The sequence below is a fragment of the uncultured Phenylobacterium sp. genome (assembly GCF_902826855.1).
In the GTDB taxonomy this organism is placed as follows: domain Bacteria; phylum Pseudomonadota; class Alphaproteobacteria; order Caulobacterales; family Caulobacteraceae; genus Phenylobacterium.
In genome coordinates, this window is sequence record NZ_CADEGK010000211.1 from 6,105 (window position 1) to 7,436 (window position 1,332).

1 protein-coding gene is annotated in these 1,332 nt (G+C 69.5%); it reads left to right on the forward strand.

Going from position 1 to position 1,332, the window contains the following annotated elements; genetic code table 11:
• Positions 1–55: 55 nt before the first annotated feature.
• The coding region (glyS, locus tag QZV94_RS21030) for a glycine--tRNA ligase subunit beta (protein WP_293681512.1) at positions 56–1,332 on the forward strand (1,277 nt) is incomplete at its 3' end.

A 1,332-nucleotide genomic window follows, 5' to 3' on the forward strand; every position in this document is an offset into this window, starting at 1 on the left:
CCGCAATCTGGAGTGCGTGGAGGCCCAGGGTCTGCGCGACGAGGTGGCGGGGCTGGTGGAGTGGCCGGTCCCGGTGCTGGGCGACATGGACCCGGACTTCCTGGATCTGCCGCCGGAGGTGATCCGCACGTCGATGCGGGTGCACCAGCGCTATTTCGCGGTGCGCGACCCAAAGACGGGCAAGCTCGCGCCGCACTTCATCGCCGTGGCTAACATCGACGCCACCGACGGCGGCAAGACCATCGCGCTGGGCAACGCCAAGGTGCTGCGGGCGCGGCTGTCCGATGCGCGGTTCTTCTATGACGAGGATCGCAAGACAAAGCTGGAAGACCGGCTGGAGAAGTTGAAGGGCGTCACCTTCCACGCCAGGCTGGGGGCCCTGTACGAGCGCGTAGAGCGGCTGGAGATGATCGCGGGGGCCTTGGCGCCCAAGGTCGGCGCCGACCCGGCCAAGGCTGTCCAAGCCGCCCGCCTCGCCAAGGCGGACCTAGTCACCGGGGTCGTGGGCGAGTTTCCGGAGTTGCAGGGCGTCATGGGCGGCTACTATGCCGCCGCCGAGGGGGTCTCGCCCCTGGTCGCCGAGGCGATCCGCGACCACTACAAGCCGGCAGGCGCGAATGACGAGGTTCCCGACCGTCCGGTGACCATGGCGCTCGCGCTGGCGGAAAAGCTCGACACGCTCGTCGCCTTCTTCGCCATCAACGAGAAGCCCACCGGCTCGCGCGACCCGTTCGCCCTGCGCCGCGCGGCGCTCGGGGTCATCCGCATCGTTCTGGGCTCGGAATTGCGCATCCCGCTGCGCGAGGCTGTGGCTGCCTGGTATCGCGCGCTGCGCTGCTATGTCGATCCGGGCCGCGCGCTTTGGGTGGCCACCGGCAAGGTCACTGCGCATCTGGGCGCCGGCGGGCGCGCCAAGAGCCGCGAGTTCGACACCTACCTTCGCGAGTTCGACGAGGCGCTGTTGGACGGGCCGCCGCAGGTGGTCGCGATGGATCGCGAAGTCGACCTGGTGTTCGACCGCCTGGAGCGCGAGAAGCCGACGGGCGAGGTGCTCTATGCCTTCCGCCCCTACGACGAGGTGGTCGAGGAGGTCACGGCCTTCTTCGCCGACCGCCTCGAGGTCTGGCTGCGCGACCGGGGTCAGCGGCACGACCTGGTGGCCGCCATCTTCGCCCTCGGCGACGACGACCTGGTGCGCATCGTCGCGCGGGTTAGCGCGCTGGACGCCTTCCTGAAGACCGACGACGGCGCGAACCTGCTGGCCGGCTACAAGCGGGCGGTGAACATCCTCAAGGCCGAGGAGAAGAAGGGCGCGCTGCCCAACGGTGCGCC